8 protein-coding genes are annotated in these 24,597 nt (G+C 61.4%); all 8 read right to left on the bottom strand.

What is annotated here, in order from left to right; translation table 11 throughout:
- Window positions 1-46: 46 nt before the first annotated feature.
- Window positions 47-7,486, bottom strand: a complete 7,440-nt coding sequence (locus IY145_RS25810) for a non-ribosomal peptide synthetase (RefSeq protein WP_196409391.1) — start codon at window positions 7,484-7,486, stop codon at window positions 47-49.
- A complete protein-coding gene (locus IY145_RS17545) occupies window positions 7,483-10,887 on the bottom strand; it encodes an amino acid adenylation domain-containing protein (protein ID WP_312030640.1) in 3,405 nt (1,134 codons plus the stop codon). The genes IY145_RS25810 and IY145_RS17545 overlap by 4 nt, the downstream gene beginning before the upstream one ends.
- A gap of 11 nt (window positions 10,888-10,898) precedes the next feature.
- Window positions 10,899-19,541, bottom strand: a complete 8,643-nt coding sequence (locus IY145_RS17540) for a non-ribosomal peptide synthetase (protein WP_196409389.1) — start codon at window positions 19,539-19,541, stop codon at window positions 10,899-10,901.
- Between the two features lie 52 nt (window positions 19,542-19,593).
- Window positions 19,594-20,481 (bottom strand): cupin-like domain-containing protein, encoded by an 888-nt coding sequence (locus tag IY145_RS17535; protein WP_196409388.1) that lies wholly within the window; start codon window positions 20,479-20,481, stop codon window positions 19,594-19,596.
- 164 nt (window positions 20,482-20,645) lie between these two features.
- A complete protein-coding gene (locus IY145_RS17530; protein WP_196409387.1) occupies window positions 20,646-20,870 on the bottom strand; it encodes an MbtH family protein in 225 nt (74 codons plus the stop codon).
- A gap of 14 nt (window positions 20,871-20,884) precedes the next feature.
- A complete protein-coding gene (locus tag IY145_RS17525; RefSeq protein WP_196409386.1) occupies window positions 20,885-22,372 on the bottom strand; it encodes a diaminobutyrate--2-oxoglutarate transaminase in 1,488 nt (495 codons plus the stop codon).
- Window positions 22,373-22,667: 295 nt separating this feature from the next.
- Window positions 22,668-24,326 carry a recombinase family protein gene (locus IY145_RS17520; protein WP_196409385.1) on the bottom strand — a complete coding sequence of 553 codons (1,659 nt, stop codon included), beginning with the start codon at window positions 24,324-24,326 and terminating at the stop codon, window positions 22,668-22,670.
- A gap of 18 nt (window positions 24,327-24,344) precedes the next feature.
- The gene (locus tag IY145_RS17515) at window positions 24,345-24,578 is read right to left on the bottom strand and encodes a hypothetical protein (protein ID WP_196409384.1); all 234 of its coding nucleotides are present in this window, start codon (window positions 24,576-24,578) and stop codon (window positions 24,345-24,347) included.
- Window positions 24,579-24,597 lie beyond the last annotated feature (19 nt).

Raw genomic sequence — 24,597 nt, 5'->3', positions numbered from 1 at the left:
TCTATTTTTTCAGGAGAGAATCAGGTCAGAAACAGACTTGAGCCATTCAATGTAGCCCCACCGAAAATCGAGCCGTCCCACCGAGGAGTTCCAATGTTCGCTTTATTTCGTCATGAACCCGTCGGTTACGAACAATCCCCTCATGGTCTCCATCGACTACGCTCGTGATGACGGATCCGCTCGTAAACTGATCCCACAGCACGGGAGGGCCCACGTTTTCCTCGAGCGTTTTGCGCGCCCACCAAACATGCGCCGGGGCGCCGATCCGACGCGGGCGCAGATTGCGCACCAGCCTTATGGAATTTTCGGCGTCGGAATAGAGAAAATCCATCAGCTCGGTCGAGATGTCCCGCCAGAACCCGCGCTCCTGCCCCCACATGGCGGCATAGATGAATCGTTCTCTATCCGTCAGCTCCGCTGAAATCTCGATGAGATGGTCTCGATCATTCTGACCGATCGAATCGGCGCCCCCGCCTTCCATGTTCGAGAACAAATCGAAGTAATCCAGAGCGGTTCGCGGCGACCGACGCTCCACCGCCAATTGCGAGTCAAGAAGTCCGAGAAATGCGACCTCCTCTCCCATATCCTCGATCATCGCCGCCATGACGAACGCTATCGCGCCTCCCATGCTCCAGCCGAGCAGGTGATACGGTCCCACCGGTCGCGCTCGACGAATTTCAGCGACATAAATGGTAGCCATTTCTTCGATCGAATTGTCGATAATGGTCGGATCGAACATGGCTCTGGATTGAACGCCATAGACCGGAAGCATGCCCGCCAGAGAGTCGGCCAGGGCCTGATAGCGAACGACGGAGCCGCCTCCGGGGTGGATACAATAGAGCGGCGCGACATTCGGACCACGACGCATCAAGACCAGTGGACAATATGCTTGATCCTGATGACGTGAAATCCAACGCGCCAGCGCCTCGATCGTCGGCGCTTGAAAAATCGCCGTGACCGGCAGCGTGCTGCATAATGTGTTTCTGATACGCTCGACCAGTTTCACTCCGGACAATGAATTGCCTCCGAGATGAAAAAAATTATCGCCGACGCCGATCCGTTCGATCTGCAGGACGTGTTCGAACTCTCGAGCCAGCGCCCTTTCCAAAATTGAACGAGGGGCGACATAGACGCTATGTTCTTGCGTATGGGCGTCGAGAGCCGGCAAAGCCTTGCGGTCCACCTTTCCGTTCGCGGTCAATGGCAGAACATCCAAAAACACAAAGGCTGACGGAATCATGTAGTCAGGCAATTCGCGCGCCAAGGCCATTCGCATTTCTGTGGCATTCGAAGCCTTTGCTTCTCTCACTGTCACATAGGCGACGAGACGCTTCTCTCCCGGAGCGTCCTCGCGCGCCAATACGACAGCTTCGCGGACGTCCTCGACCCGCGCCAGCGCCGCCTCGATCTCGCCGAGTTCGATCCGAAAGCCGCGGATCTTCACCTGATGATCGATCCTCCCCATGAACTCGATGCTTCCATCCATTCGATAGCGCGCGAGATCACCCGTTCGATACAACCTTTCTCCCGCCTCCCCGAATGGATCGGGCACGAACCGCTCCGCGGTCAGATCCGGCCGCCCCACATAGCCCCGCGCCAAGCCGTCTCCGCCCGCAAAGATCTCGCCTACGACGCCGATGGGAGTCGGTTCGAAATCGTCGCCCAGGATGTAGGCTCTAGAGTTCGCGATCGGCTTGCCTATCGGGATGGCCTGTTCATCATCCGACGCCGAGAAAACATGAAAGGTCGAAAACGTCGTGTTTTCCGTCGGCCCATATCCATTGATCAATATGGACGACGGGAAAGCCCGACAAAAGGCGCGCGCATGCTCGGGTGAAACCACATCGCCCCCCGTGAGCATTTGCTCGACGCCGGCGAACGCGCCGAGCCGGACGTCGACAATGTGGTGAAAGAGAGACGCCGTCAGCCACAGCGTCGTGACGCCTTGATCGCGCACGGCGCATTCGAGATCGTCGAGTGAAAGCGGCGCTCCGAGCGGAGCCGCGACGAGACGACCGCCATTAAGAAGCGGTCCCCAGATCTCGAAGGTCGACGCATCGAACGCCAAAGGCGCGCAATGAAGAACCGTCTCGCCCGAATCCAAGCAAGCGTAATTAGTGTTTTTCAACAGCCGCACAACGCCCTGCTGCGTCACGGCGACTCCCTTCGGCTGTCCCGTCGAGCCAGAAGTGTAGATGATGTATGCGAGATTTTGTGGAGTGGCGCGAGATGCGAGATCGCCACAGCTGTCGCGCTCGATCGGCGGCCGATCTACATCGAATTCGAGCGTTCGTATGGCGTCAGGCAAACGTTCGCGCAGGCGCTCCGGCGTCAGGACGAGGAGAGGCCGCGCATCCTCGATCATATAGGCGAGCCTCTCGCGCGGATGATCTGGATCGAGCGGCAGATAGGCTCCGCCTGCTTTGGCAATCGCGATCAGGCCGACGACGCTCTCCAGCGACCGCTCCGCGCAAATGCCCACGACGATCTCGGGACCGACCCCGTAGTCGACGAGACGACGCGCCAATCGACTGGCGCGCGCATTCAGTTCCGCATAGGTCAGGCGATCGTCTTCGAAAACCATTGCGATAGCGTGCGGCGAGCGCGCGGCCTGCTCCTCGAACAACTCGCAAATGCAACGATCCTTCGGATAGTCGGACGCGGTATTGTTCCATTCGACGAGCAAGCGACGACGTTCGGCCTCGGGTAAGATATCGATCGAACGAAGTGAGGCGCTCGGTTTCTTCTCCAGCGAATCGGCCAGTCGTTCGAGTGCGCTGCACATTAAGGCGCACACCTGCTCCGCTCGGAAGGACGCTACATGCGCCGTCAACCGAAATCCATCGCCGAGATCGTCCACCGACAGGGTGAATGGATAATTGCTGCGCTCCTCCGAGTAAAGCAGCTCCATTCCATCCCATACCTCCGACGCCGCATTCGAAGCCCATGGTTCCGCCGAACTGTGGCGATAATTCAGCAGCGCCGAAAACAACGCCGTCGATGCCGGTACAGCGCTGCAGCGTTGCGCCAACGCGAGTGAGGCATGCTCGTATCGTAGCAATTCAATCAGCCGCGCATGCATGCGCCGCACGCAGTCTGGAATACTCTCTTCATTCAACTGAAAGCGCAATGGCAAGGTATTGATCAACATCCCGACGACCCGATCGATACCCTCCCCCCCACGCATGCGTCCGAATAGGACTGTGCCGAATACCACGTCCGACCGACCGGAAACACGCGCCAGCACTAGCGCGAACGCCAGATGAAAGAGGCTCGCTACGCTGACGCCGAGCACGAGCGACCTCTCCCGCAGCCGACGAGCCAGGTCCGCGCCGAGATCGAGCTTCGCCTCGTCGACATCCGACCCATCGCCTTGCACGCTCAGCAATCCGAACGGCGCCGTCGGCTCGGTCACATCGGCGAGCATCTCCTTGAAAAACACTTCCTGCTCGAACCGGCTCGCCGACAGTCGAGCTTCGTACACGAAATTGCGGAATGGCAACGGCGCAGAGAAATCGGAGGCTCGGCCGAGAAGATGCGCGAGGATCTCCTCCAGAAGAATTTCCAGCGTCGTGTGGTCCAATATAAGATGATGCGTCAACAGCGTGAGCAGCCAACGATTCTCTGCGCCGTCGTATGCGACGAACCCGCGTAGCAACGGAGGATGGCGCACGTCGAGTCGGCATCGGCGTGGATGAAAGCGCGCCCGCATCTGCTCGCCGACATCGCCGTCGGCCAGATCAAGGACGATTTCCTCGATACTCAGAGTCGCCTCCCGCCACACGACCTGAACCGCTTCCGACAATCCCTCCCACTCCATTGCCGTACGCAGAACGTCATGGCGCGCGATCATTGCGCGCAATGCTTCCAAGAACCCCTCGAGTCGCTCACGGCGAGGGAACGAAAGCACGTTCTGCAGGAGATAAGCGTCACCGTCTTCGCTCAACAAATGATGGAACAATATGCCTTCCTGCAGCGGCGCCAGAGGATAGATGTCCTGAATGTTGGCCGCGCCGCCCGGGACCTCTCGAACGATCCGATCGATCTCAGGCTGCGTCAGCTCGACCAGCGGCAACATTTCGGGAGTGATGTGATCGCAGTCCGACGCAATGAGATTGGGCGGAACCTCGACCCGGATCAATGCTTCCGAGAGCGCGGCCAGACGCGCCACCGTCGGATTGATGAACAGCGTGCGCACGTCGACTCGCAGACATTCTCGCCGCATGCGCTCCACCAGCGTCACCGCTAGTAGAGAATGGCCTCCCAATTCGAAGAAATTGTCGTCTACGCCGATACGTTGGAGGCCGAGGACGTCGGCCCATATTCGGCACAGCCTTTCCTCGAGCAGCGTGCTCGGCGCCACATAGCGACACTTTGCCTGCGCCTCGACGTCGAGCGCGGGCAGCGCCTTGCGATCCACTTTGCCGCTGGTCGTCAACGGCAGCGCGTCGAGCGGCACGAAAATGGCCGGAATCATATAGTCGGGAAGATCACGTTCTAGCGCCGTGCGCAGGACGGACGACGTCAGTTTCAAGCCGTGCGCGCTCACCACATAGGCGACGAGCCGCTTCTCGCCCGACGGCTCTTCACGCGCTACGACCACGGCTTCGTGAATCCCCGCGAGTCGTGACAGCGCAGCCTCGATCTCCCCGAGCTCGATGCGAAAGCCCCGGATCTTGACCTGGTGGTCGAGCCGCCCTAAAAACACGACACTCCCATCTGCTCGATAGCGGGCAAGGTCTCCTGTTCGATACAGCCTTTCTCCCGCCGTCCCGAATAAGTTCGGAACGAAGCGCTCGGCGGTCAGATCGGTCCGCCCCAGATAGCCCCGGGCCAATCCTGCGCCGCCGATATAGAGTTCGCCTGCGACGCCGATGGGAGCTGGGTTTAACCGGCCGTCCAGAATGTAGAGCTGCGTGTTCCAGATCGGCCGTCCGATCGGAACCGTAACATCCTCGCTGCCGCGTAGACATGCGTGAGCGGTCACGTCGATCGATGCTTCCGTCGGACCGTAGAGATTGTGCAGATCGGCAGAGATCGATGCATGAAACCGATCGCGAAGATCGGCGGAAAGCTCCTCTCCGCTGCTCAGCACACACCGCAGGCTCTTCAGAGCCGACACGTCCGCCGAGGCGAGGAACGTCCGCAACATCGAGGGCACGAAATGCACGGTCGTCACCTGTTCGCGCGCGATGATCTCCGCCAGACGCGTGGGCTCGCGATGATCGCCAGGTCCTGCCATCACGAGCCGCGCTCCTGCCCGAAGCGGCCAGAAGAACTCCCAAACCGATACATCGAACCCGAACGGGGTCTTCTGCAGCACGACGTCGTCGACAGTCAGCTCGTATTCGGCCTGCATCCATTCGATGCGGTTGACCGCGCCGCTATGCGCCAGGACGACGCCCTTGGGTCGTCCCGTCGAGCCTGATGTGTAGATGACATAGGCGGGATTTTGCGGCGTGGCGCGCGGCCCGAGATCACTTTTGCTCTGCGTCGCGATCAACGCCCAGTCGGCGTCGAGACGCAGCGTCGAGACATCATCGGGCAGACGCTCGCGCAGACGATCCTGCGTCAGAATCAGCAAAGGCCGCGCATCGGAGATCATGTAGGCCAAGCGCTCGTGAGGATAATCCGGGTCGAGCGGCAGATAGGCGCCGCCAGCCTTCAAGATCGCCAGCAGGCCGACGACCATCTCGATCGAACGTTCGGCGCAAACGCCGACCAACGTCTCCGGCGTCACTCCCTCGTCGACGAGCCGACGCGCCACCTGATTCGCCTTTGCATTCAGCTCGCCGTATCCGAGCTGCTCGCCGTCGAATACGACCGCTGTCGCGCCAGGCGAACGCGCAGCCTGCTCTTCGAATAGCTCGTGGAGACACAGGTGTCGAGGATATACCGCCGCTGCGTCGTTCCACTCTACGAGCATGCGGTGACGCTCAGCGTCGTCCACCATCGGCAGATCGCCGATGCGTGCCTCCGACCTCGCCACGATTCCTTCCAGAAGACCGAGATAATGCCTCGCCAGCCGCTCGATCGTCGGCGCCAAAAATAATGCCGTCGAATATTCGATCGAGCCTCTCAACCCTTCGTCATTCTCGGCGAGCGTCAAAGTGAGATCGAATTTGGTCGTCCCGCTTTCCAGCGCCAAAGGCTCCACACGCAATCCAGGAAGCGTGAGTTCCCGCGTCGGCGCGTTCTGAAGGACGAACATGACTTGGAACAATGGCGAACGTCCCATTTCGCGCGCCGGCTGCAATTCCTCCACCAGTCGTTCGAACGGAAGGTCTTGATGCGCCTGCGCCCCGAGCGCCGCCTCGCGCACCCGTCGCAGAAACGCCGTGAAGCTCGGGTTCCCGGAAAGATCGGCACGCAAAACGAGAGTATTGACCAAAAACCCGATTAATCCCTCGAGTTCGACCCGGCGGCGATTTGCGATAGGAGTTCCGACGCAAATATCTTCCTGTCCGCTGTAACGCAACAGCAGGATTTGGAACGCCGCCAGCAGCACCATGAACAGCGTCGCTCCCTCGTCGCCTCCGACCCGACGCAAACGGTCCGCGACCTCCTTCGGAACGTTGAACTCGTGCGTCGCTCCGCCATGACTCTGCACGGCTGGGCGTGGACGATCTGTCGGCAGCTCGAGTCCGCCCGGCGCCCCAGCCAACGCCTTCCGCCAATAGGCGAGCTGCTGCGCCAGCACCTCTCCTCGAAGCCAGTCACGTTGCCAAGCCGCGTAGTCTGCGTATTGGATGGCCAATTCGGGCAGGGGCGATGGTCGCCCGGCGACAAAGGCCTCGTATAACGTAACGAACTCACGAATCAGGACGCCCCTCGACCAGCCATCGGAGACGATGTGATGGAGCGTGAACGCCACAATATACTCACGCTCTCCCATCTGCGCTTTCGTTCCGAGATTCAATATCGAGACTCGCAATAATGGACCTTTCGCCAGATCGAATGGGCGGCGCGCCTCGTCGTCCAACAATCGCCGCGCTTCGAGCTCTCGCTCGCGAAGCGGAAGCCTGCTCAAATCGATCTCGGGCGATGCAATTTCGTAGGTCGGCGCAATCTCCTGGCTAGCTTCGCCATTCCAGTTCGAGAACGTCGTGCGAAGCGACTCGTGCCGGCGTACGATCTCATTGACCGCGAGACTGAAGGCCCGGACGTCGAAATCGCCGATGATGCGCAAAGCGCCGGGAATATTGTAAGATGGATCTCCAGGGTCGAGCCGATGCAGGAACCACATCCGTTTCTGCGCAAAGGACAGAGGCGGATTATGAATGCGCTGGGCGCGCGGAATGGAGTTGGAAAGCTGATGGTCTTGCTGAGACAATGCAGCGATGATGCTGACCTTATGCAAAGCCAGCGCATGCTTGATATCCTCAGTGATCGCGCCCGGAGGCCCTGCGCAAAGCAGCTTGTCGTCGCGCAAACGAATCTGGATGCCACGATCCTGCATCTCTCTGATCAAATCCGCCGCCCTCATACTTCGACCTCCTCGAGCCCATCCGCGGTCATCGAGACGATCGAGCCTTCGCGCGGCCTCAGCTCCGTCAATATGTCCACGGACTCGGCAACGGCCGAGAGAGAGCTCGCTTCGTAGAACACGCGTAACGGCAGCGAAATTAACATTGCATGCGAAATTCGGGCGGTCGCCTGCACCGCCAACAGGGAGTGCCCGCCGAGCTGGAAGAAGTTATCTTCGACGCCGACGCGCTCCACGCCGAGCACTTCCGCCCAGATCCGGCACAACGATTCTTCGGTGACTGTTCGTGGCGGAACATACCGGCGTGTCGACCGCGCCTCGAAATCGGCGGCCGGAAGCGCCGTTCGATCGATTTTTCCGTTCCGCGTCAGCGGCAAAGCGTCCACCATGACGAATGCCGAAGGCGTCATATACTCTGGAAGGCTCCGCCGAAGCGCCGCGCGCAAGCCCTCACTCGTCACTCGAGCTCCCTCTTTCGCCTTGATATAAGCGACGAGACGCGCGCCGCCTGCCCGGCCCTCATCCGCCACGACCGCGCTCATCCGAACTTCGGCGATTTGTGAAAGCGCAGTCTCGATTTCTCCGAGCTCGACCCGGAATCCTCGAATCTTGACCTGGTGGTCGATGCGGCCCAGAAATTCAATGACGCCGTCTGTCCTATAGCGAGCGAGATCGCCGGTTCGGTACAGCCTATCTCCTGGCGGTCCGAAAGGGCTTGGAATGAATCGCTCCGCCGTCAGCTCCGGTCGCCCCACATAACCCCGCGCCAATCCCCCGCCGGCTATGAGAAGCTCGCCGGCTACCCCGACGGGAACCGGCTCGAACGTCGGGTCGACAACAAAAACTCGTGTATTGAAAATCGGGCGCCCGAGCGGCATCGTCGTTGTATCGGATCCAATATCTTCTAAAGGAAGCATCAATACGCCGACCGTCGCTTCCGTCGGCCCATAGTGATTGAATATCCGGCACTGCGGATTGGCGGACGCCGCCCGCCGGGCGAGCTCACTCGGCAACGACTCGCCCCCGAAAACAAGCGCCTCGCGCGGACATATGCCCGCGGCCTCGGCTGGATGCGCGATCGCGTCGAAATGCGACGGTGTAATTTTGAGCACATCGATGCGATGCTCCCGTATATAGGCCCCGATGAGCGCCGGATCCGCCACCGTGTCACGCCCGAGGACGTGCAGTCGGCCTCCGCCGACCAAAGATGCGTATAACGCCGTGTTTCCGAGATCGGCGCCGAACGTCGAAACGAACGCAAAATCGAGGTTCGGCCTCCCTTCCGGAAACTTCGAGAGAATGGCCTGCGTGTAGTTCACGACGCCGCCGTGAGTTATCGCGACGCCCTTCGGTCGTCCCGTCGAACCCGATGTGTAGATGACGTAAGCGAGATTCTGCGAAGCAGCGCGCCGTCCGAGATTGTCTTTGCTCTCGCCTTCGACCGATGGCCAATCCATGTCGAGACAAAATGTTCGCACGCCTCTGGGCAACCGCTCTTGCAACTCTCGATGCGTCAAAACCATAAGAGGCTTCGCGTCCGCGATCATAAAATCGAGACGTTCGTCCGGACAATCCAGATCGAGCGGCACATAAGCGCCCCCCGCCTTCAACACCGCCAGCAGACAGACGATCATATCCAACGAGCGTTCGACGCAAATTCCGATGATCGTCTCAGGGCCGACGCCGCACCGAACAAGATAACGCGCCAACTGATTGGCGCGTGCATTCAACTCGCGATAGGTGAGCCTCTGGTTACCGAACACCGTCGCGACCGCGTCAAACGAGCGCATCGCCTGTTCCTCGAACAACTCGTGAACAGCATAGTCCTCGAAATAATCGCGAGCCGTATCGTTCCAATCCACGAGCACGCGGTCGCGTTCAGCATCACTCAGCATAGGCAGGGCGCCGATGCGAATCCTGGGATTCGAGGCGACGCTTTCGAGCAAATGCTCGAAATGATCGGCCATCCTTTCGATGAGGTCGTCGTCGAAAGCGTTGTCGTCGTATTCGAACCGTCCCAGCAGTCCTCCTTCTTCCTCTGTCAAATGCAGAACGAGCTCGAATGCGGCACGCTTTTTGATTCCTTCCAGAGAACGAACTTTCACTCCCGGAAAGGCGACCTGCTCAAAGCCCATCTTGTGAAAGACGATCGCCGCCCGAAACAACTGCGCGCCGCCGATCTCGGTCGAGGGACGCAAGGCTTGCACCAGCCGTTCGAAAGGAAGATCTTGGTGGGATTGCGCTTCCAGCGTGGTTGCACGCACCTGATCGAGAAACTCTAAGAAAAATGGATCTTCAGAGAGATCGGCGCGCAGCACCAGCGTATTGGTGAAAAACCCCAATAGTCCTTCGGTGTCGATCCAATTGCGATTGGCGATCACGGTGCCGACGCAAATGTCGCGCTGCCCGGTATATCGATACAGCAGCACATCGAACGTCGCGAGCAGGATCATGAACTGCGTGGCGCCGAAATCACGTCCGAGACGCCGCAATCCGTCACAAATCGACGTCGCGATGACGAATCGGAATTCGGCGCCGCCTTTTTCGTTTCCTTTTCGCTTTCTTCGTTTCGGCAAATCCAGCGTCGCCGTGGCTCCATCGAGCTTGCCCCGCCAATAGGACAAATGATCGTCCAGCACCGGCCCCTGCAACCAGTTCCGCTGCGCGACCGCGAAATCGCCATATTGAATATTCATAGGGGCCAGCTGAAAGTGGCCCCCGCGAGCGAACGCGCTATAGAGCAATCCGAGCTCTTTGAAAAAGACGACTGACGACCAGTCGTCGGTCACAATGTGATGAAAGACGATCACCAGCACATAAGCGGCGTAATCCGCGCGATCGGAGCGCATGAGGAGTAAGCGCACACGCAACATCGGCCCACTGCCCAAGTCGAACGGTGCGCGCGCGTCGGCGCGCGCCAGCTCGAGCGCTTCCCCGAGCCGTCTCGTTTCCGGAAGATGCCGAAGATCTTGCACTGGCAACGAAATCGTCGATGCGGGTCCGATACGCTGAACCGGCTGGCGATCCCGCATTTCGTATGTGGTCCGCAATATCTCATGACGCCGAATGAGTTCGTTGAAACTACGCTCTAGGGCCGAGACGTTCAATTCGCCTTCGATCTCGATCGCCAAGGGAATGTTGTAGGCCGCGCTGCCGGGGTCGAGCCGATCGAGGAACCAAAGTCGTTCCTGGCCGAAGGAGAGCGGGAGAACGTCGTCTCTCGCCGCAGGCTCTATCCGCGGAGCTTTTCGTTGCGAACAAAGAAACGCACGGAACTCATTTTTGTGAGCGGCGATCGCCGTGCGCATCTCGCTATCCAGGGCGCCGCTCGGCGCTCGGCAACGTAGCTGTCCATTCTCGAAATAGAGATGAATATCGCGACGGCGCAGTTCTTCCATCACTTCGACCAATGTCATAGCTCGACGTCCTCGTAGTGCGGAGGGGTGGCTCGGTCCGCGGCGGCTTTGTCGCGCACCAGCGTCCACGCAGCGACAACCTCGGCCATCTCCGCCACAGTGTGCGCCTCGAACAGCGCTCGCAGCGGCGGATCGATCGCGAACGCCGAGCGAATTCGCGAGGCGATGCGAGTGACGAGCAATGAATGTCCGCCGAGCTCGAAAAAATTATCGTCGACGCCGATCTGTTCGACGCCGAGAACATCGACCCATATCTCGGCGACCACTTCTTCGACGGAGTTTCGCGGCGCAATATGATGTGTCAACTGGGCGACGAGACCAGACTTCGGCAGAGCATTGCGATCGACCTTGCCATTGGGTGTAAGAGGAAGTGACTCGAGCTGCAGGAAGGCTGCAGGAATCATATAGTCAGGAAGCAGAGCGCCGAGACGCCGGCGCAACCGATCGGGTTCAATGCCGCCCGAGGCGCTCACCACATAGGCCACAAGGCGATAGACGCCCTTAGAAACTTCTTCCGCGACGACACAAGCCTCCCTGACTTCGTGTTGGCATAGAAGGCAGGCCTCGATCTCGCCGGGCTCGATACGATTGCCCCTTATTTTCACCTGGTGGTCGACCCGCCCGAGAAACTCGATGACGCCATCTGGGCGATAACGACCGAGATCGCCGGTACGATAAAGCCGTTCGCCCGCAGGACCGAATGGATCGGGAAGGAACGCCGCGGCGGTGAGGTCGGGACGGTTCAGATAGCCGCGCCCGACCTGGATGCCCGCAACGCATATTTCCCCGGCCGCGCCGATCGGCGCAGGCTCGAGCCAGCGATCGAGGATATAGAGACGCGTGTTGTCCACCGGCCGGCCGATCGGGACGCTCAGATCATTCCCCTCGGGAGGCGTCTCGATCGGATAATAGGAAACATCGTCGGAACATTCGGCCGGGCCATAGGCGTTGAGCAGTCGCACATGCGGAAAGCGTTCCATGAAGCGTCGGCAAAGCTCCGGCGTAAAGGCCTCGCCGCAGGGCAAGAGCCATCGCAATGTCACGAGTTCGCGCCCCGTTTCGGATGCGTCGAGCAATGCGCGTATCATCGACGGCACCGTTTCGAGAATGGTGACGCCCGTCGCTTCGATCTCCTTCAGCAAACGCTGCGGGTCGCGAGAGATATCGTCGCGGAAAATTTCCACGCGCGCTCCGAGCGCCAAGGCCGTCAAAAACTGCCACACGGAAATGTCGAAGCATTGCGACGCCGTCTGCGCGATGACGTCGGCGGCGGTGAGCTCGAGGGCTCTCTCCTTGGTGATGAGATTATTGAACATCCCCCGATGCTCCACCACGGCGCCCTTCGGCTTGCCGGTGGAGCCGGAGGTGTAGATTACGAAAGCGAGATTGTTCGGACCATAACGGCGCGCCGGAGCGACGCATTCGCCGCCGCGCGCCTCCAGCGCAGCGAGGCTCAGAAGGCGAGGCCTCACCGCTTCGAGAACGGCGAGCACGGCGCCGGCGCGCTCATGATGAGCCCGCCCGGCGAGCAGCCAGCCGACGCTCGCCTCGTCGAGGATTTGAGCGATGCGGCCGTCCGGATAGGCCGGATCGAGTGGAAGATAGCCGGCGCCGGCCTTGAAGACGCCCAGCATCGTCACGAGAAAATCGAGGCCGCGCTCATCCAGCAGAGCGACGATGTCGTCCGGCTTCACCCCTTCGCCGATCAAGGCGGAAGCGACGCGATCGGCGCGTTGGCCGAGTTCACGATAGGTCAGCGTCTCTCCGTCGCAACGAGCCGCGACAGCGTCGGGCCTTCGCCGCGCCTGCGCCTCGAATCGTCCGATAATGTCCTGCGGCTCGGCATAGTGGTGAGCCGTCTCGTTCCAGCCCTCGAGAAGCAGGCGCCGCTCCTCCTCTCTCAACATGCCGAGTTCGCCGAGCCGGGCCTCGGGACGCCGGATCATTTCCTCGAGAAGTCCCCGATAATGGGAGAGAAGTCGCTGCGCCGCGGCGGCGTCGACGCGCTCACGAGCATAGGTGAGCTGCAAATGAAGGCGTTGTCCCGGAATCACCACGAAGGTGATCGGATAGTTCGTATGCGTGCGATGCCAGCAGTCCGTGAAACGCCACTGTCCTCGCGATTCCAGCAGGGCGGGGTCCACCGGCGCATTTTCGAATGTCAGAAGATATTGGAACAGTTCGACGCCGCGCGGAATCTCGCTCCAATCCTGGACCTGCGTGAGCGAGACATATTCATAGTCGCGGATCGCATAATTATGTTCGAGCACCATTTCGAGGAACGAGGCCAAGGAGCGACTCGGGTCGATGGCGACGCGCAGCGGCAGACCGTTGATGAACAGGCCGAGGATAGATTCGACCTGCGGAAGATCGGCGGGACGTCCCGAAACCGTCACTCCGAATACGACCTCCCGACGACTCGTATAATGCGCCAGCAGCAGCGCCAAGGCCGCCTGCGCGAAAGTATTGGGCGTGACCCGAAAACGCTGGGAAAGCTGTTTCAGGCGCGCCGTGTCGTCTTCTGAAAGATGCAGGACGATGTCCTCGATCGCCTCGGCGCCGGAGCCCGCGTCACTGTTCGCGCGGCTCGCGAAAAATGGCGTCGGCTCGTCGAAGCCTCGCAGATAATCGCGCCAGAACGGCTCCGCGACGCGGGCGTCCTGGCGTTGCAGCCAGGCTATATAATCGCAAAATCCGCGGCCGGCGCTCGCGGGCGCCGCGCGCCGCGTCGACAACGCCTCGTAGTTGGACTGAAGCTCCCGAAGGATCAGCGATGTGCACCAGGCATCGAAGAGGATGTGATGGTGGCTGCGAATCAGCAGATAGCGGCGATCCTCCAAACGGAACAGTCGAATTCGTACGAGTGGAGCGCGTCCGAGATCGAACCCCGTCGACCTCTCATCCGCCAGCAGGACGTCCAAGCGGCTTTCCCGCTCGGCGTCGTTCAGCTCCCGCCAGTCCGAATAGTCGAACGGCAGTTCGACCCGCCGATGGACGATCTGTTGGGAATTCGACAAATTCTCCCAGACGAATGACGTTCTGAAGATCGGATGGGCGTCGGCGACGGCCTGCCATGCGAGCCGGAAGACATCGACATCGATGTCTCCCTCGATCCAATACCGATGCTGCATCACATAGACGCCGGAATTAGGTTGCGACAACGTATGAAACAGCAAGCCTTCCTGCAGCGGCGTCAGCGGATAGACGTCTTCGATCTCGGACAGGGCGACGCTTAATCCGTCGAGCTCGCGCCGGCCGAGGGTCGACAGCGGAAAGACCTTGCCGGCGGCGCCGGCATCGGAAGGCCTCTCGCCGTCGGAGCGACCGTCACGCGGCGTGATCGCCTGCGCCAGCTCCGCGATGCTCTGATGGCGGAAGATTTGTCTCGGGCTGACGGCGAGACCTGCCGCATAGGCGCGGCTCGCGGCCTGAATGCTCAATATCGAGTCGCCGCCCAGCGAGAAGAAATTGTCATCGATCCCGAGTCGATCCACTCCGAGGAGATCGGCATAGATGCCGGCGAGACGCTCTTCGATGTCGCTTCGCGGCGCCCGATAGGCGCGCTCGGACGCCGGTTCCTCCTCGTGCGCGGGGAGACGCTTGCGATCCACTTTACCATTCGAGGTCACGGGAAGCGCATCGAGCGACACGAAGACGGTAGGGATCATATAGGCGGGCAAGTGCCGATCGAGATGAGCGCGCATCGCATCGCCCGACGATTCGGCGCCTTTTCGACCGACCACATAGGCGACGAGCCGGACCGAGCCCGGCGCGTCTTCGAGAGCCGCGACGACGGCTTGTTCCACGTCAGGGTGCTCGCACAGCCGCGCTTCGATCTCGCCGAGCTCGACGCGGTAGCCGCGGATTTTTATCTGCCGGTCGATGCGGCCGAGGAAGGTCACGACGCCGTCGTCGTCGACGCGGCCGAGATCGCCGGTTCGATACAGCCGCTCGCCGCTCGCGCCGAATGGATCGGGGACGAAGCGCTCCGCCGTCAAATCCGGCCGCCCGATATAGCCGCGCGCCAGCCCTGCCCCGCTCAGACAAATCTCGCCACTCGCCGCTTGCGGCGTCGGCGTCAAATCCGGACCCAGAATATAGGCCCGCATATTTTTGATCGGCCGGCCGATCGGCGCGGTCGCGCCACGATGCTCCTTTTCGCTCATCGGAAGCATGAGCGCGCCGACCGTCGTTTCGGTCGGTCCGTAATGGTTGAACAGACGGCAGCCCGGCCCGGCCGCGACGAGCCGTCTCGCCAATCGCGTCGGAAGCGCCTCGCCTCCGAAGATCAACGCCCTGCGAGGCAATGGCTCCTTCCCTCCGACCGGCGGCAGCAGGGCGCTATAATGCGACGGCACGATCTTGAGCACGTCGATTGGATGATTCGCCAGATAGGTCGCGAAGGAGCGCGGGTCGGTCGCCTCGTCATAACTCAGCACGTGCAGACAACCGCCGCTCGCGAGAGCCGGAAAGAGGACCGTATGGCCGAGATCGGCCGCGAGCGTCGAGACGAGCGCGAAATGCAGACCGTTCTCGTTTTCAAGCCGTTCGAGAATGGCCCGAGTGTAATTGACTAGGCTCCCATGAGCGACCGCCACGCCCTTAGGCAAGCCGGAAGACCCAGAGGTGAAGATGACATAGGCGAGGTCCAGCGGCTCGTCGGCGACGGCCGGGGCGACGCTCGGCTGCGCCGCGATCTCCGCTTCGGCGCCGTCGAGAAAGACCGGCGCGTCGAAATCGATGTTCGATCGTTCGAACCACTCCCGCCGGCAGAGCAGCGCGCCCGCGCCTGCATCCTCGAGCATGGCGGCGATCCGCGTCGGCGGCAAATCCGGATCGATCGGTATATATGCGCCACCGGCCCTTAAAATTCCGAGGAGCGCGACGATCGTCCCCGCCGAACGGGTGACGCAGAGGCCGACAGGGACATTGCGATCCACGCCCCTGCCGCGCAGAAAATGCGCCAGTCGATTGGCCTTGGCCTCCAACTCCGCATAGGTGAGGAGCGTGTCCGCGCCGACGACCGCGACGGCGTCGGGCGTCTTCTCCGCCCATGACGAGACGAGCCGATGTATGAGCGAGGGCTCCGGCCACACGATCGGTTCGGCCGCAGGAGACTGCTCGACCTGCCGCCGCATGTCCGTCGGCGTGAGCAATGGCAACGCCGCGATTCTCGTATGCGGAGCCGCCACGATCGCGTCGAGCAGCGCCCGGAAGCGTCCGGCGAGATTCGCGATCGTCGCGTCTTCGAACAGGTCGCGCCGATATTGAAACGACAGAACCAGGCCGTCGCGAGTCTTCGCGGCCATCAGCTTGAGATCGAAGCGCTCGATCCGCGCCTCGAGCGCCAGGCCCGCGATCGTCAGCTCGCCCCACGGCAACGGATCGCTCTCTTCGCCGAGCGCCAGTTGCGCATAGCCGCTTTCGACATCCGACTGCGCCTGTTGTAGCGCGAACCAGGTCTGGAAGATCGGCCACTGCCCGGCGACACGCTCGGGCTGCAAGCGCTCGACCAGCTCCGAGAATGGAAAGTCCTGATGCGCCAGCGCTTCGACCACGCTTGCGTGAACATCGCGCAGATATTCCGAAAACGGCTTTTGCGGCGCGAGCCGCGTTCGCAAAGCGAGCGGATTGACGAAATTGCCGACGACCCTCTTGAAGCGCCCCTGGCTGCGTCCGCTGCTCGCCGTGCCGACGATGATGTCGGACTGGTGCGTGTGGCGATAGAGAAGAACCTTATAGGCCGCGAGCAATAGGGAAAATAATGTGACGCCGTTCATCTGCGCCAGCCTGTCGAGAGCCGTCGCCGACGTCGCGTCGAGCCGCATGTTGAAACTCGATCCGAGGTGGCGAGGCTCGGATGAGCGGGGATGGTCGGCGGGAAACGCCAATACGGGAAGCTCGCCGCTCAGCCGATCGCGCCAATAGGCCCAGGCGCGCTCACTCGCATCGCTCCGCATATAGCGCCGCTGCCAGGACGCGAAATCCCCGTAGCCGGCGACAAGAGCCGGCAGATCGGGTTTTCGTCCTGCGTGGCGGGCCGTATAGATCATCTCGAGTTCGTTCAGAACGATCAGCAGCGACCAGAGGTCCAACGCAATGTGATGCGCGCAAAGCAGCAATGTCGCGCCATCGTCGCCGTGGCGATACAAAATCGACCTCAGGATCGGACCCGATCCGAGATCGAAAGGTTTCGCCGCCTGCAGACCCATGTCCGTCTGCAATTCGTCGCTCGTCCAGCGCGATGCGTCGACAACCGAAAAATAGCCTTGGGTCGCTTCGAGCGGCGGCGTCGACTGGCGGACGTCGTCACCCTCCAGCTCATAGACGCTTCGCAGGACCGGATGCCGTTCGAGCAGATCGGCCAAGGACGCTTCCAGCGCCTCGCTGTCCGCCGCCCCCTCGATCCGCAGAGCGAGGTGCAAATTATAGGCGACGCTCGACGGCTCCAATTGATGGACGGCCCACATCGCCCGTTGCGTATGAGACAGACCATCGTCGCCGACGGAGTCGCCGGTCTGAGGCGACTCTGCTCCCTTTCGAGACTGCAAGTCGCAAAGCGCTTCGGCCGCTTGCCCGAACGTCATGTCCGACAACAAGAGCGACAGAGGAACATCTATGCGCAGCAGAGAGTCGAGCGCGTGCTTGAGCTCGACGGCCCGCAAGGAATCGAGACCGCTGCGCATGACCTGCGCATCCGTGCTCAAATCGCTCTCTGGAACGCGCAAGAGCCGGGCGGCGGTGGAGATCAAAAAGCGCGTGACCAGCGCGATCCTCTGCAAAGGCGCGAGCAGCGAAAGCGCGTCACGCAACAGCGCGTCATTTCCTTCGGCGCCTGGCGCGGCCGCATTTTCGCGCCGCGCGCCGAGACCGGCCTGCTCCTCGCGCGTCCGCGCCAAAATCAGGAGCTCGCCATCGAGATAGTTCCGCCGGCATTCGGCGCGGCGGATCTTGCCGCTCGACGTCTTCGGGACCGAACCCGGCTGAACCAGAACGATCTCCGCGGCCGCGATATCGCATCCGGTCGCCAGACATTCGCGAATTTTCCGGAACAGCGGCTGCGCTCCATTTTCGCGCAACGCCGCCAATTGCGAGCGCTGCGGCTCCACGACGACGACGAGCGCTTCTTGCTCCTCCATCGTCACGGAGAAGGCGGCGCTGCACCCGGGGCGCGCCTCCTCCACTTCGTCGTCGATCACGTTCTCGAAATCTTGCGGATAATAGTTTCGTCCGCCGACGATGATGAGATCCTTCAGCCGCCCCGTGATGAACAGCTCACCCTTATCCAGGAAGCCGAGATCGCCGGTGCGCATGAAGCGTCGCGTCTGCTCGCCTGAGAGTTGGGCGCGAAACGTGCTTTCGGTCGCCGAGGGACGATTCCAATAGCCTTGCGCCACGCTCGGCCCCGCCACCCAGATCTCGCCGACTGTCCCATCGGCGCAAGGGGTTTCCGCGTGCGGGTCGACGATCAGGACATCGTGTCCCGGCCAAACGCGCCCGCAGCCGACCACGGAGACGGCGTTCTCGGCGGTCGCCTCCTTTATCCGGTTCGCCTCGAGCTCTGTGCGATCCACGCGGCGTAGAGCAGCGGCCGTCCGGCGCGTCGGCGCCGTCACCACCAACGTCGCTTCCGCCAGGCCGTAACAAGGAAAAAAGCTGTCGCGTCGGAAGCCGCATTCGGCGAAGGCGGAGGCGAAACGATCGAGCGTCGCGGCCCGGACCGGCTCGGCGCCGCTGAAGGCGATCGTCCAGCAGCTCAGATCGAGATCGCGCTTCTCTTCCGCCGTGATCTTGCGGGCGCAGAGATCATAAGCGAAATTCGGCCCCCCGCTCGTCCGAGCGCGATAGGTGGAGATTGAACGCAGCCATCGTATCGGCTTTTCGAGAAACGCCATCGGCGACATCAAGACCGCCGTCGCGCCGACATAGAGCGGCTGCAAGATGTTTCCGATCAAGCCCATATCGTGATAGAGCGGCAACCATCCGACGAGCGTCGAGCGCTCGCTGTGCCGAAAGCTCTCCTTGATCAGCGCTTGATTGGCGAGCAGATTGCCGTGGCTGACCATCACGCCGCGCGGATCGCCCGTCGAGCCGGACGTATATTGCAGGAATGCGACACGATCGGGATCGATCGCGATCGGGCGCCAGTCCGCCCCGTCCGACTCGATGCGATCGGTCAGGCTCCAACGATATTTGCCGGCTCCCAATTTTTCTTCGGCCTCGGCGCCGAACCGCTCGTGGAGCGCTAAGGTCGTCATGATCGCCGCCGGCGCCGCATCGGCAAATATCGCTTGCAGCCGCTGGAGATGGCGTCCCGACGGCGGATAGGCGGGAACGGCGGCGACGCCGGCATAGAGACATCCGAAGAACGCCTCGATATAGTCCAGTCCCGGCGGGTACAGGAGCAGCGCCCGCTGGCCTTGCGCGCCGATGTCCTGAAGATTTTCCGCGATGGACCTGGCGCGGCGATCGAGTTCGGAGAAGCTCAGGCGAGCGCTTTCTTTCTCTCCGTCGTCGAGAAAAATATAAGCCGTGTCGTCAGGCTGCAAGCCCGCGCGCATACGCAGCAGCGCAACCAGATTGGTTACGTTTTCCAGCGACCACTCGTCCGCATGAACGTGCTCGAATATCGAGGTCATGATCTTCGCATCTCCATGCCCTTTTCGCCAAAGCGCTTATGAACAGCTTCGTTCAAGAGACGTAATTCAGATAGGATCGATAGTACGGGAGCAGTCGCTTCGTGGAGACGCCGCTCCACAGTCCGAATGCGACGATCATGTTGTAGTAGATGTTCTTTGCGGGCATGCCGCGCAGGAACGAGAGCGCCCCGCGCAGAGCGCTGTCCTTCGTATGCCAGTCCACATTGAACGAGAGAGCGCAATCGAGGCTGCGCACGTGATGGAGCGCGCCCGGCGGCATGTACAGGATGTCGCCGGGTTCGACGACGACTTCCGTCGGCTTCGCCAGTCGATAGAGCGGATGCCGATCGTAATCGGGCTTTTCGACGTCGACCTCGCACCATCGCCAATTATAGGGATAGCAATATTCGATCTGCTCGTGAGGAAGCAGCGTGAACTTCTTTCTGCCCATCACTTGGAAGAATAAATTATGTGTCAGCAGGCAGTCGAAATGCAGCGGCGTCACGCTTCCCGAGGGTCCAAGAAAGAGCTGGGCGAATGTCGGCCACTCCGCGCCGTACCATGACGGAAAGAAATTTGCGGGAAACCCTTCGAGGTCAACGCCCGCGTCCGGCAATATGCTCGTCAGCGGCACGTCGTGCAGATAGGCCGGCTTTTGCGCCGTCGCCGTGTCCCCTCGCGATTCATAGAGCTCCAGAGCGTCGACATAATCGCCCAGCAGCGCGCGGTCGAGGCGGATGCCCGAAGCCCCCCAATCCTTGAGGACAATGTTCCGGTCGCCTGCACATCGTCGAAGATGCTCCAGGTTCCAGAGCGAAGGCGCCGCGCATCTTCTCAACCCGTCGGAGACGACCACCGGACGCCGCAAACGAACATAGTTCTCGACGAATTCGTCGGGAGACAAGCGATCCAAACGATCAACCTCAAATGCGACCGACATGGCGTTTCCAACTCGTAATCGAGGCGCGTCTATGCGATCGGCCCGATCATGGGCCGTTCGAGGTCAAGAGGAGTCTGCTTGCGGCAAAGCCGCATTCGCAGGCGAGAGGCATGCGACGCATTCGATCCGCGGCGCATCCGCATCAGCTCGCGAAAGCGACCGGGTCAGGCTCTTCCGGTTTCGGCTTCCGCCATCTGCTTACGCAGGCTGAGAGGACGCATGTCGGTCCAGACCTCCTTTATGTAAGCGAGACATTCGGCTTTGCGCCCCGTCTTGCCGACGGCGCGCCAGCCTTTTGGAATGTCCTTGTAGTCCGGCCAGATCGAATATTGTTCTTCGTGGTTCACGACGACCGTGTAGATGGCGTTTTCGTCTTCTTCCCAAGCCATGATGAAAGGCCTCCCTAGCGTATCGTTTCCGCGGCCCGGACAGCTTCTCGAAAGCGATCGACGATCGCGTCGACATCCGCCCCGGTCGCGATCAGAGGCGGCAGAAACCGCACGACCGCGCCCTGCCTTCCGCCCAGTTCCACGATCAATCCGCGACGCAGACATTCGTGCTGAATCTGACGCGCGAGCTTCGGAGATGCCGGTGGTGCGCCGTCGAAAGCGCCGACCGCGTCCCTATCGACGATTTCCACGCCGATCATGAGGCCACGCCCTCGGACATCGCCGATACAGCGCGCCTCCGTTGCGACGCATCGGAGCGCCGCCAGCATATTCCGGCCCATTTCCGCCGCATGGCGATCCAAGGCGTGTTCGCGAATATGGCGGATCGTCGCCGCGCCGGCGGCAAAGGCGAGCTGATTGCCGCGAAACGTCCCGGCGTGCGCGCCCGGCTTCCAATCGTCGAGATCGCGATGATACACGATGACGGACAAGGGAAGGCCGCCGCCGATGGCCTTGGACAATACGAGCACGTCGGGCGTTATGCCCGCATGCTCGAACGCATAGAGGCGCCCCGTCCGTCCGAGCCCCGTCTGCACCTCGTCCATGATGAGCGGAATGCCGCGACGCTTGGTCATGCCGCGTATTTTACGCAGCCACTCGTCCGGAGCCGGATTGACGCCGCCCTCTCCCTGCACCGCCTCGATGATCATCCCGGCCGGAAGCAGGACGCCGCTGTTGGGGTCGTCGAGCATCGTCTCGATATATCGCGCGCCCATATCTGCGCCGGCGTCCCCGCCCAATCCAAAAGGGCAGCGGTAGTCCAAAGGATACGGAAGAAACTGAACCTCCGCCGACAATCCGCTGAGCGCGTTTTTTGGAACGCTTTCGCCGCTGACGCTCAAAGCGCCATGGGTCATGCCATGATAGGCGCCATGGAACGCGACGATACCTCTGCGGCCCGTCGCCGTCTTGACGAGTTTCAACGCCGCCTCGATGGCGTCGGCTCCCGACGGTCCGCAAAATTGTATCTTGAAATTCTTTGCGAATTCCGGCGGCAGACTCTCGAAGAGATCGCCGATGAAGCGATCCTTGAGAGGCGTCGGCAGATCGAGCGTCTGAAACGGGATATCTTCGCTCAATGCGTTCTGAATCGCGTCGACGACGACCGCGTGATTATGACCGAGAGCGAGAGCGCCGGCCCCCGCCAGACAGTCGATATACTCCCTTCCCTCGACATCTCGAACCCTCACGCCGCGACCCGATTTGAGCGCCAAGGGAAGTCGGCGCGGATAGGTCCGCGCATTCGATTCGATCGCCTCCTGGCGATCGAGATAGGAGTTGCCGAACGTCGGATAGAATGGACGCCATGCCGAATCGGCGCTCGAACCGACGCCACTCGCGTTCAGCGGCTCCAGCGATTGCAGGACATCGATCTTGCTCCGCGCCCCGATCGCGCCAGCGTCTGTAAAATTGCTCTCGGAATGCAATGATTCTTGCGACATCAGGCAAACTCCTCCTACAGCGGGGTCGATGGCGACCTCGCTTCGTCCGACGCAATCGCATTCAAATCTGTTCTTGGCCTTAGACGTATGAGATCGGCGAAACACGCCAAAAAATCCGCGCCGCCCGAAAAAATCGAATCCGTCTCCCATGACGAGAACCAGCCAGCTTGAAGAGATCGCGGTAGGGACGCTCATTGCGGTCGTCCTACGCGGCGACTTGGCTGCGATGCTTCGGTTTGCGGCGGACAAGAAAAAGCCCGACGTCCTTTCGGAAGTCGGGCTGGTTGGCGATTTGTTATCGCCGACATCGATGGTTGCGGGGACTCGCTGCGACCGCTGGCATGAATTTCGTTCCCGGTTGGTTTTCACCGGGTTTGACGAAGTCGAGTATGCCGAACAACTCGCCGCGTAGCTCGGCGTGAACCTCGCCGCGCTTCTGTCCGGGCGTCAGCACGATTGCGCCGATGAGCGAGCGCAGCGCTTCCGCTGCCTGCCTACCGCCGTCCATATCGTCGAGCGCTTCCGTGAAGCGGTCGATGCGAAGCCGATAGACATTGGCGATGTTGGGATGCACGTCTGGAATATCGGTCGGAGCCTGCGACAAGCGCGCGACGATGTCCGCCTTCTGCCGTTCGAGGTCTTCCATCCGCGCCTTCATGGATGGCTGGTACATGCCGTCCTCGATCGCCGTCATGATGCCGGCTATCCCCTTTTCGATCTTCTGAAGCGTCCGGCGGTCGACCTCGGCCTGCGCCCGCCGTTCATGGTTCAGCCGGTTCATCTCTTCGGCGTAGGCGCGCACCGCTTCCGCAACCGCGTCAGAGGAAACAAGGCGGTCCTTCAGCCCCGCCAGCACCCGCCCCTCGATCTTCTCGCGAGGGATGGTGCGGTTGTTGTCGCACGTCCCACGACGATGATGGTTGAGGCAGCCGTAGCGGCCGGGAGTCAGGATGCCGATCTTGCCGCCACAACATCCGCAGGTGAGAAGGCCGGAAAGAAGGGAGACGGGTCGGTTGGCTAGATGTAGCCGCTGCGCCCTCCCTTCCCGCGTGGTCGCCGGATTGGGGCCGAAGATCGCCGAGATTTGCTGCTGTCGATTCCGCGCCGCCTGCCACAGATCGTCGTCCACGACCCTGAGATGCGGCACTTCGGTCCTGATCCACTGGTTTTCCGGATTCGGCCGTGAGACGCGCTTGCCGGTCGCCGGGTCTTTGACGAAACGCTGCCGGTTCCATACCAGCACGCCGGCATAGAGTTCATTGTTGAGGATGCCAGAGCCGCGCGAGACGTGACCCCGAATGCTCGTATCGCCCCAGGCGCGGCCCAACGGGCCTGGAATGCCTTCCTTATTCAGTTCGACCGCGATGGCCTTCGGGCTCTTGCCGGCCGCGAACGCACGAAAGATGCGCCGGACGACCTCCGCCTCCTCCGCGATGATCTCACGATCGCCCCGAATCGGCTCGCCGTTGGCGTCGAGTTTCTTGGCCACGCGATAGCCGTAACAAAGGCCGCCGCCCGCCTTGCCCTTCTCCACTCGGCCGCGCAGACCACGATGGGTCTTCATCGCGAGGTCTTTCAGGAACAGGGCGTTCATCGTGCCCTTGAGGCCGACGTGAAGCTCGCTGATCTCGCCTTCGGCGAGGGTGACGATGGAGACGCCCGCGAAGCGCAGATGCTTGAACAGCGTGGCGACATCCGCCTGATCGCGGGAAATCCGATCCAGCGCCTCGCCCAGCACGACGTCGAACTGGCCGCGCTGCGCGTCCTGCAAAAGCGACTGGATGCCGGGCCGCAGGGTCATGCTCGAACCCGAGATGGCGGCGTCGTGATAGGCGCCCGCGATCTTCCATCGCTCGCGCCCCGCATGTTCTCGGCAAAGGCGAAACTGGTCCTCGATCGAGCTTTCGCTCTGGTTGTCCGACGAATAGCGGGCATAGAGCGCGACGCGAGTCATGGGCGGTCTCCGTTCCTTCTATTCCTCGTCCTCGGCGTTCCGTGCGTTTTTGGGCCTGTTGTCGTTCGCGGCGCCGAGCGCCGCGAACTGATCTCGCGCCATCCGTCGTCCGATCAGCCGCGCGATGGTCAGCGCCACCTGATTCAACTGCCGCCGCGTTTCCCGGTCCGGTTCATCCCGTTTACCGTCCGGGCCTCGATTGTCGTTGGCCGGTATGAGGTCGTCCGGCTCGGATTCCGTGTCATCCGCCATGCCGTCGCTCGCTTTCTTT

Origin of the sequence: Methylosinus sp. H3A (assembly GCF_015709455.1) — a bacterium.
GTDB lineage: Bacteria > Pseudomonadota > Alphaproteobacteria > Rhizobiales > Beijerinckiaceae > Methylosinus.
Note: the sequence above shows the minus strand (reverse complement) of the source record. Positions and strands in the feature narration are given on the sequence as shown.